This is a genomic window from Deltaproteobacteria bacterium (assembly GCA_026712905.1).
Lineage (GTDB): Bacteria > Desulfobacterota > Binatia > UBA9968 > JAJDTQ01 > JAJDTQ01.
The window spans coordinates 1-9342 of sequence record JAPOPM010000089.1 but is presented as its reverse complement, the minus strand read 5'-3'; the positions used below and the strand labels follow the sequence as shown (position 1 = coordinate 9342).

Sequence of the window (9342 nt, the reverse complement as noted above, 5' to 3'; positions counted from 1 at the left end):
GAGCGACGACGTCGGCGACGCCCTGCGTCAGCTCGGCACGGCGGCCCTCGAATACAAGATGGACGGGGCGCGCGTCCAGGTCCACAAGGTGGGGTCGGACGTAGCGGTGTTCACCCGCGGGCTCAGGGACGTGGCCGCCGCTGTTCCCGAGATGGTGGAGGGTGTGCGCTCCCTGGGGGTCCCCGATGTGATCCTCGACGGCGAGGTACTGGCCTTCCGCCCTGACGGCAAGCCGCACCCGTTCCAGACCACCATGCGGCGCTTCGGCCGGAAGCTCGACGTGGCGGAACTGCGCCGCGAGTTGCCGCTGTTCCCGTACTTCTTCGACTGCCTCTACCTGGACGGAGAGACGCTCATCGATGCGCCCGCCCGTGAGCGGACAGGCGCCTTGGCCGCCGCCGTTCCGGACGCCCTGCGCATGCCGCGCATGGTCACCGACAGCGTGGCCGCGGGTGGGGAATTCTTCGCCGCCGCCGTGGCCGCGGGCCACGAGGGGGTCATGGCCAAGACCCTCGATGGCGTCTACGAGGCGGGCGAGCGCAGCCGCAACTGGCTCAAGGTCTAGCGCGTGCACACGCTGGACCTCGTGGTGCTGGCGGCGGAGTGGGGCCACGGCCGCCGCCGGGGCTGGCTCAGCAACCTGCACTTGGGGGCGCGCGACCCGTCCGACGGCTCGTTCGTCATGCTCGGCAAGACCTTCAAGGGACTCACCGACGCCATGCTCACGGAACAGACGGAATTTCTGCAGCGGCTGGAGACCGCCCGGGACGGCCACACTGTGTACGTGCGGCCGGAGGCGGTGGTGGATGTGGCCTTCAACGACCTGCAGGCGAGCCCGCAGTATCCCGCGGGGCTCGCGCTGCGTTTCGCCCGCGTCAAACGGTACCGGCCCGACAAGCGTCCGGAACAGGCGGACACCATCGACACCGTGCGCGGGATTTACGAAGCCGGTGAACCGATCAATTTCCGCCGAGCACGCTAGTGTCCTTCGACTTCGCTTCGCTCAGGACGAACGAATCATCTTCCTTGCACCTGTTCGCCCCGAGCCCGTCCCCACATCCGCCGTTCACTCGCTCCGAAACCGCCGCAGCACGTTGTCGACCATGCGCGAGATGTTGTTGTCGAAATCGTTGTGGGGGAGGCTGCCGCAGAACGTGATGGAGCCCACCGAGAACACCGCGCCGCCGTTGGGGGTCTCGAAGAACACGATCTCGGCGCGGAGGAGGTCCCGCACAAGGTGGGGACGTCTGCGGTAAAGGGCCACGATCTCCTCCGGGACCAGCGTGAAGCTGTCGTCCGGCTCCGCCGAGCAGGCGAGCACGAGGGCGTGGGGCGGAGAACCCAGGTTCGTGTCCAGCCGGTCGAGCTCGAAGCCGGCCGCGCCCCCGCCGCTCAGTCCGAAGTCGCCGAGGACCTCGTCCCCGATACCCTCGAAGATCCAGGCGGCGCGGGAATCGTGGGAAGCGGGCAGGCGCCGGTAACTGGTGCCGCGAAAGTCGCCCTGTGATATGAACCCCACTCCCGCCAGGCGTTGGGGGGCGCGGCCGCTGCTCCGCCACAGTCCGCCGTAGCAGCCGTCGAAGGCGTTGTAGTACTCCCCGGGCTCCGCCGCCCAGGCGCGGATCCCGGACTCGCCCCGGCGGATCTCCACCGCGCCGGGGAACTCCGGACTGACCGCGACGCGCCAGTAGAAACCGTTGCCGCCCAGGTACATCAGCCGCCCGCCCTGCCCGGTGTAGTCCGTGAGGGCGTCGAGCGAGCGCGGTGTCTGGTACTCGGGGTGCGTGGTCGTCATCACCACCTTGTACGGCGCGATGGCGCCGACGCCGTCGGCGTCGAGGTCCTCGTCGGTGATGACGTCGAAATCGTGGCCCAGCGCCTCCAGCCACGCCAGCAGGTGGGTGTCGGCGGGGAAGTGGCGCAGGCCGGAACCGGCTTCGGGAACCGCGTAGGACAAGTAGCCGGAGCGCTGGTTCAGGATGGGACGGAGCCGCGACGAATAGCTAACCCCGCTGCCGTCGGAGTGGTAGTTGTAGGTGGAGATGCCGTACTCGGGATGCTCGTCCGGCGTCCAGGGGCTCGCCCCCCAGCGCGCCACGTGCTCGCGGTAGGCGTCGTTGGCCCTGTCGCGGACGGAGTTGGCATAGACGATGTAGGTGAAGGCGGGGATGAGCACGCAGGCGCTCGACTGGGGCCGTCCCGGAGCGGCGCGCACGAAGAAGGGCACCATGTCCTCGTCGTCACCCGCGCGCAGGCGCACCGCGTAGACGCCGCTCCTGAAGTCCTCCGGCACCCGGAAGCTGAAGTCGGTCTCCCAGCCGCAGTCGTAGATGTCGTCGTCGTGGAAGTGAATTGCGGCGTAGTGCTCCGGGGCGTGGCGCCAGCACATCTCCTCGCCGGTCCAGCGCGAGCCTTTCATGGCGCGGGTCGGCAGGTTGACGGTCTCGCCGTGCATCGCGTCCGGGCCGGTGTCGATGATGCGCGCCGACGACATCTGGCGGGAGAAGTCCCATGACGCCACGACCGCATCGCGGGAGTCCGGAGCCTCTCCCGCCGCGCGGAACGCCGCATCCGGGTCCAGCGCCGCCGCCAGCACCCGCGGCGCTTCGAGCTTGCCGTTGTAGTGGTCGTGGGGAGGCGAGCCCGCGCGCGCCGCGAACAGGAGGTCGCCGCTCCCGGCGCAGCTCCCACCGAACCCGGCGGAGGTGGCGACCACGCCCGAGTCGTCGACCATCATCGCCGGCGCGAATGCCTGCTGGCCCAGAGCAAGCTCCCCCTTGTCCGCATCGTAGCTCATGAAGACCCGGTACCAGGCGCGGGTACGCAGTTCCTTGCCGACACTGGCGCCGCGGGTCGCGGTGCCGTCGCTCAAGACGGCCGCGAGGGAACCCTGTTCGTCGATCTCCAGGGTGAAGCCCGCGCCAGTGGCGGCATCGACCCGCGACACAAGACCCTGCCGGTGATCGAGGACCGGCAGGGTGGGCCAGATGACGGCGGTCACCGTGAAGCTGCGGAGCGCGTCCAGGGGTGCGGTGCCGGCGACCCGTGCATATGAGCCGCTGCGGATCGGCTGCACCCGCGACGGGTAGACTCCGGCAAAGGCGGCGTCCACGGGTTGTTCGCGGATGCCGGGGCCGTCCGGGTTGGGGTCGCCGCTGATGACGCGCACCAAGCGTGCCTCATAGTCCTCGGACGCGGCCGAGCTCACCTTGAACGCGATGGTCTCGCCGGGCGCTACCGAGTAGCGGTCGGCATAGGCTGTGATGGGTAGCATGTCGTGTCTCCTTGGCCACGCCATTAGAGCGCAGCCTGTTCTCACCTTCAAGACCGAGAGCTTGACAGACACCACGCTCATGGAGCAGACGGGGTTCTTGCCACTTTTCAGGCGCCTTCGATACGCCCCGAATCGTCATTCCCGCGCAAGCGGGAATCCATGGGCGGGGAGGGGGAACGACCGTGGTGCCCCGCCTCGCCCTGCCTGGATTCCCGCTTCCGCGGGAATGACATGAAGAGGGCGGGAATGACATGAAGAGGGCGGGAATGACATGAAGAGGGCAGGAATGACGTGAAGAGGGCAGGAATGACGTGAAGGGACGGGGATGAGGTGACGAGGGCGGGAATGAGGTGACGAGGGCGGGAATGACGTGACGAGGACGGGAAATAGCGGAAGCATCCCGATGAGAAGGGACTGCAACGACTCGGAGAGAGAAGGGACCGCGATGAGCGAACTGGCAACCATGAGGACCGACGTGGTGGGGAGCCTGCTGCGCCCCGACGGGCTCAAGCAGGCGCGCCGCCGCTTCGATACGGGCGAGCTGGACGCGGACGGGCTGCGGGAGGTCGAGGACGCGGCCATCCGGGAGGCCGTGGCACTCCAGGAGGGCGCGGGCCTGGGCGTGGTCACCGACGGGGAGTTCCGCAGGCTCAACTTCCAGGACAGTTTCGGTGCGTGCGTGGACGGATTCCGCTCCGGGTCGGCGCGAATGGAGATACTGGAGCGCCAGTCCCATGGCGGGACGGCGCTGCGGCGCTGGGACGTGCAGCGCGACGTAGACCCCCAGGTGCCGGTGTGGCACCGGCTGCCGGCGGTGGAACGCCTGCGCCTGGCGCGGAACCTGCCGCTCGAGGAATACCGCTTCCTCGGTGCCGCGACCGGTACGCCGGCCAAGGTGGCTCTGGTGGGACCCGACCGCATCAGCCAGCGCTTCGACCACGAGAACTCGCGCGGCGTCTATCCCACCATGGACGACTTCCTCGCCGATGTCGTGGCCATCGAGAAGGCCATGGTGGCGAGCCTGGTGGAGGCCGGCTGCCGCTACGTCCAGATCGACGCGCCCGGCTACACGGCCTACGTGGACGAGCCGTCCGTGGCGGCCATGCGCGCGCGCGGCGAGGACCCGGAAGCCAACCTGGAGCGCTCCATCGCCGCCGACAACCGGATCGTCGAAGCCTTCGGCGACGCCGTGTCGGGCATCCACCTGTGCCGCGGCAACCAGCGCAGCATGTGGCACCGGGAGGGCTCCTACGACGCGGTGGCGGAACGGCTGTTCTCCGGCCTGCGGCACCGCCGGCTGCTGCTGGAGTACGACACCGAACGCGCCGGCGGGTTCGAGCCGCTGCGCTTTGTCCCCAAGGGAACGGTGGTGGTGCTGGGCTTGGTGAGCACCAAGGTGCCCGAGCTGGAGAGCGTGGATTTCCTGAAGCGGCGCATCGATGACGCCGCCCGCTACCTGCCGCTGGAACAGTTGGCCATCAGCCCTCAATGCGGTTTCTCCTCCGACGTGGTGGGCAATCTCATCACGCCCGACGACCAGAAGCGCAAGCTCGAGCGAGTGGTGGAGACCGCGCGGCAGGTATGGGGGTGATGGACTTTCCGAGCTTCGCCGGCGGTCGCGTCACCGTCAAGGTGGGAGACATCACCCAGGAGGCGGTGGACGCGGTGGTGAACGCAGCCAACGGCACCCTGATGGGTGGCGGCGGGGTGGACGGGGCGATCCATCGGGCGGGCGGTCCGGCTATTCTGGAGGAATGCCGGACTATCCGAGCCACGCGCTACCCGGACGGACTTCCCACCGGCGGCGCGGTGGTCACCACGGCCGGGAACATGCCCGCGCGGCACGTGATCCACACCGTGGGCCCGGTTTACGGCGGCGGGGGCTCGGACAAGGCGGAGAACCTGGCCCGGTGCTACGCCAATTCCCTGCGCATCGCCGCCGACGAGGGTTTGGCCACGGTGGCCTTTCCGGCCATCTCCACCGGCATCTACGGCTACCCGATGGACGAGGCGGCCGCGGTGTCGTCCCGGGCGATCCAGGACTCCCTGGGTGCCCACCCGTCCATCCGGGAGGTCCGGCTGGTGTTCTTTCTGGCACGGGACGCGGAAGTGTTCATGCGGCACCAGGTTTTCGACGCGGAGTAAGGATTAATCGGACCCATCATGGGCGGACGACAGCCCATGGTCACCAACGGAGACTCGACACCATGAAGATCACAGCCATCAAGACCCGGCGGCTCTCGAACATTCCGCTGGATCTGCCTTTCCACGAACGGCGGACCGCCTCCGTTGACCTGGTGTGGGTAGAGACCGACCAGGGCCTGACCGGCACCGCCGAGATAGGCCACGGTCCCGGCTCCGCCATCCTGCGGTTCATCGAGACGGACCTCACGCCTTTCCTCGTTGGGCGGGACCCGCTGGAGAACGAGCGCCTGATGCACGAGATGCGCTGGCGTTTCAACCCGCGGGCCGAGTCGGGTGTGTGGAACGGCGCGGTGAGCGCCATCGACGTGGCGCTGTGGGACATCAAGGGCAAGCTCTACGATCAGCCGGTGTGGCGCTTGTTGGGCGGGGCGCAGCCGTCGGTTCCCAGCTACTTCACCTTCGGTGTCCGGAGCTACGGCCGGGACGCCCTGGTGGACGCCGCGCGGCACTGGGTCAGCCAAGGCCACAAGCGCCTCAAGCTGATGGTGGGACGCCTCAACATGCGCGGCGAGATGGACATGCGCGGGGCCAGCGGCGTCCACCGGGAGGACGACCCGGCGGAGGACGAGCGCCGGGTGCGGGCGGTGCGCGAAGCGGTGGGAAACGAGGTGGAGTTGATGGTGGACGCGGCCTGCCTGCTGCGCTACGACGCCGCGCTGCGCTGGTGCAAGCGGCTGGAGCCCTACAACCTCATGTGGTTCGAGGAGCCTCTGTTGCGGAACGATCCGGAGCGGTTGGCGGCGCTCCGGCGCCACACCTCCATCCCCATCGCCGCCGGGCAATGGGAGGACTTCCACGGCCTGGCCGGGCTGGCGCGGGCCGATGCGGTGGATTTCCTGAACATCCAGGTGGGCTCCGTCGGCGGCTTCACCATGGGCATGAAGGCGGCGGCGGTGGCGCAGGCCTTCGACCTGCCCATCGGCAACGGCGCCTACTACGACATGAACCTTCACGCCGCCGTGCCCAACGGCTGGCGTACCGAGTTCCACGTCAACGACTGGCACATGGCCAAGACCCTCTACAAGGACCCGCCCGCGCCCGAGGATGGCTGGCTGACGCTGCCGGAGACCCCCGGACACGGCATGGTCCTCAACGAAGACGCCGTGCGGGAGTACGCCGGGGACTGAACGCGGAAAGGAACAAGGCCATGGCACAACTCGAAGGCAAGGTCGCCCTGGTGACCGGCTTCGGCTCGGGCCTGGGACGGGCCATCGCGGTGTGTTTCGCGCGCGAAGGGTGCGCGGTGGCGGGGACCTCGACCACGTCGAGCAAGGGCGAGGAGACCCTGTCCCTCATCGGCGCGGCGGGCGGCACGGCCATGTTCACGCCCGCGGACGTCAGGTCCTCGGACGAGATGAAGGAGGTGGTGGCCGCCACCGTGGACCGCTACGGCGGCCTCGACATCGTCGTCCACAGCGCAGGCGTGCGCACCAACGGCGCGGTGACGGAGATCACCGAGGAGGAGTGGGACCGCACCCTGGACACCAACCTCAAGGGGGTCTTCAACGTGTGCCGCCACGCCATCCCCGAGATGGCCGGGCGCGGCGGCGGCGCCATCATCACCATCGCCGCCCGTTCGGGCATGATGGGGCAGGCCGGGCGCGCCGCCTACTGCGCGTCCAAGGGCGGGATGGTGCGCCTGACCGAAGCCATGGCCGAGGACCACGCGCGCCAGAACATCCGCGTGAACTGTATCTGCCCCGGCCCCAACCGGACTCCCATGGTGGACACCTCGACTCCGGAGAAGCTGGCGCGCTACGCCACCCGGGTGCCGCTCGGGCGCATCGGCGAGCCCGAGGACGTGGCCCGGGCGGCCCTCTACCTCGCCTCGGACGCCGCCTCACACGTCACCGCCGCGATCCTTCCGGTGGACGGCGGCATGCGCCTGACGGGCGCGTGAAGCGGGCCGAAGACGGGCGCGGAAGGGGGCTTCACCGGCGCTATTCCGAGAACGAATTCGGCACGAAATGTCAAGCGGAAGGACCGTCAAAAATGGGTTGACCGCTTACCGGGGATGTTCTAAGAGTCCTACTTTCAAAATCGCGAAGAGAGGAAAGAGGCATGCCTGACAACTTATCCGTAACGGACAACCGGACGGGAAAAACCTACGAGATTCCGATCCAGAACGGCGCCATCAATGCGTTCGAGCTGCGCCAGATCAAGGCATCCGAAGACGATTTCGGCCTCATGAGCTATGACCCGGGCTTCCTCAATACGGCATCCTGCCACAGCCACATCACCTACATCGACGGCGAGGCCGGCATCCTGCGCTACCGCGGGTACCCCATCGAGCAGTTGGCCGAGGGCAGCACCTACCTGGAGACCACCTACCTGATCTTCCACGGCGAGCTTCCCAGCGCGGCGGAGCTGGATGACTGGAGCTGGAACATCAACCACCACACGCTGCTGCACGAGAACATCAAGAAGTTCATCGACGGCTTCAAGTACGACGCCCACCCCATGGGGACGCTGGTGAGCTCCATCGCCGCGCTGTCGACCTTCTACCCCGACTCCAAGAACATCTTCGCCCCTGAGTCCCGGCGCAAGCAGATCTATCGCCTGATGGGCAAGATTCCCACCGTGGCGGCCTTCGTCTACCGCCACGCCATGGGGCTGCCCTACGCCTACCCGGACAACGACCTCAGCTACACCGGCAACTTCCTCAACATGCTGTACAAGATGACCGAGCTCAAGTATTCACCCAATCCGGTGCTGGAGAAGGCGCTGGACGTGCTCTTCATCCTGCACGCGGACCACGAGCAGAACTGCAGCACCAACGCCATGCGCAACGTCGGCAGCTCCCAGACCGACCCCTACTCGGCGCTGGCCGGGGCCGCCGCCGCCCTCTACGGACCACTTCACGGCGGCGCCAACGAGATGGTGCTGCGCATGCTGGAAGAGATCGGCTCCAAGGACAAGGTGCCGGCCTTCATCAAGGGTGTGAAGGCGGGGGAAGGGCGCCTGATGGGCTTCGGGCATCGCGTCTACAAGAACTATGACCCGCGGGCCAAGGTCATCAAGAAGATCGCGGACCAGGTATTCGAGGTCACCGGGCGCAATCCGCTGCTGGACATCGCCCTGGAGCTCGAGCGCATCGCCCTGGAGGACGAGTACTTCATCACGCGCAAGCTCTACCCCAACGTGGACTTTTACTCCGGCCTCATCTACCAGTCCATGGGCCTCCCGGTGAGCATGTTCCCGGTGCTGTTCGCCATCGCCCGCACCTCCGGCTGGCTCGCCCAGTGGGAGGAGATGCTGGTGGATCCCGAGCAGAAGCTCGCGCGCCCGCGCCAGCTCTACCTCGGCCAGGAAATCCGCGACTACGTGCCCATGGACCGCCGGAAAGCGGCGTAGACGTGCCGCGAGACACAGACACTTCACCCGGACGTCACACGCCTTTCATCCGGGGCTGATTACCTGCACGCTGCACCTCCGGAAGGTGCCGAATACGAGCGCATGTGCGTTCAGTCATGAGAACGGCGCAGGGGAATCCCGGAAAGGACACGATCATGAGAAAATTGCTTACCGCGGCCAGCATTCTGGCGGCGTTGTTCGCCTTCGGAGGCCCTTCCTGGGCCGTATCGGGCAAATTGGTGGTCTACACGAGCCAGCCAAACCGCGATGCTCAGCAGACGGTCGATGCCTTCAAGGCCCAACACGCCGGCGTCGAGGTCGAGTGGATTCGTGATGGCACCACCAAGGTCATGGCCAAGCTTCGGGCCGAGTTCGCGGCCGGGAGCCCGCGGCCGGACGTCTTGCTGATCGCCGACACGGTCACCATGGAAGGACTGAAGCGCGAGGGCCGCCTGATGGCCCATGCCGATGCCCCGGTGAGCGCCTACGAGCCGGCCCTCTACGACCAG

The 9342-nt window shown here is 67.6% G+C and carries 7 protein-coding genes and 1 pseudogene; 7 read left to right on the top strand and 1 reads right to left on the bottom strand.

Going from position 1 to position 9342, the window contains the following annotated elements:
* Positions 1-982: pseudogene (locus OXF11_07005) on the top strand (ATP-dependent DNA ligase).
* 84 nt (positions 983-1066) lie between these two features.
* Here OXF11_07005 and OXF11_07000 read toward each other — a convergent pair.
* Positions 1067-3274, bottom strand: a complete 2208-nt coding sequence (locus tag OXF11_07000; GenBank protein ID MCY4486851.1) for a N,N-dimethylformamidase large subunit — start codon at positions 3272-3274, stop codon at positions 1067-1069.
* Positions 3275-3719: 445 nt separating this feature from the next.
* On the opposite strand from OXF11_07000, the gene OXF11_06995 reads away from it, so the two are divergent.
* The 6 genes from OXF11_06995 to OXF11_06970 form a co-directional block, all read left to right on the top strand.
* Positions 3720-4865, top strand: a complete 1146-nt coding sequence (locus tag OXF11_06995) for a methionine synthase (protein ID MCY4486850.1) — start codon at positions 3720-3722, stop codon at positions 4863-4865.
* Positions 4865-5419 (top strand): O-acetyl-ADP-ribose deacetylase, encoded by a 555-nt coding sequence (locus OXF11_06990; protein ID MCY4486849.1) that lies wholly within the window; start codon positions 4865-4867, stop codon positions 5417-5419. Before OXF11_06995 ends, OXF11_06990 begins: the two co-directional genes overlap by 1 nt.
* Positions 5420-5481: 62 nt before the next feature.
* Positions 5482-6606 carry a mandelate racemase/muconate lactonizing enzyme family protein gene (locus OXF11_06985; protein ID MCY4486848.1) on the top strand — a complete coding sequence of 375 codons (1125 nt, stop codon included), beginning with the start codon at positions 5482-5484 and terminating at the stop codon, positions 6604-6606.
* A gap of 20 nt (positions 6607-6626) precedes the next feature.
* On the top strand, positions 6627-7379 hold the full coding sequence (locus tag OXF11_06980; protein ID MCY4486847.1) for an SDR family NAD(P)-dependent oxidoreductase: 753 nt from the start codon (positions 6627-6629) through the stop codon (positions 7377-7379).
* 161 nt (positions 7380-7540) lie between these two features.
* Positions 7541-8833 (top strand): citrate synthase, encoded by a 1293-nt coding sequence (locus tag OXF11_06975; protein MCY4486846.1) that lies wholly within the window; start codon positions 7541-7543, stop codon positions 8831-8833.
* Between the two features lie 155 nt (positions 8834-8988).
* The coding region (locus OXF11_06970) for an extracellular solute-binding protein (GenBank protein MCY4486845.1) at positions 8989-9342 on the top strand (354 nt) is incomplete at its 3' end.